This window comes from Arthrobacter sp. 10T44, from assembly GCF_056393885.1.
Genome location: NZ_JBFTGT010000025.1, coordinates 1 through 436, shown reverse-complemented (window position 1 = coordinate 436; position 436 = coordinate 1). Strand labels below are relative to the sequence as shown.

Sequence of the window (436 nt, the reverse complement as noted above, 5' to 3'; positions counted from 1 at the left end):
CCGATACCCCGGTCCCGGTGCTGCCGTCTCCGAAGGCCCATCCGTACCCGGTGATGCCGGCGTCGTCGGTGGAGGCGCTGGCATCGAAAGCCGCGGTCAGACCGGAGGCCGAGGCGGTGAACGACGCCACCGGCGCGGCATTCACCGTGGCACCGCTGGTGGTGGTGGTTGTTGCGGTGAGGTCGAAGCTGATGTCTTTGGTGGCGTGGTAGTTCAGGTGGGTTTCGGCGGCGATGGTGTTGGTTCCGTTGACCAGCAGGGAGAGTGGGACGTTGAAGGTGACCAGTGCGGCGTTGGCGTTGGAGGTGGGGATTGCTGCGGTGGCGTAGGTGTTGATGGTGACAGTGCCGGTGGGCATGCGGGTGCGGCCGACTTCGGTGCCGTTGACGTAGATGACGACGCCGTCGTCGGCGACGGTGGTGAGTTTGAGCGCGGT

1 protein-coding gene is annotated in these 436 nt (G+C 66.1%); it reads right to left on the bottom strand.

Going from position 1 to position 436, the window contains the following annotated elements; all coding sequences use genetic code 11:
* Positions 1 to 436: PKD domain-containing protein (locus AC1DBL_RS16740; protein ID WP_476926527.1), on the bottom strand; the 436-nt coding region annotated here is incomplete at both ends.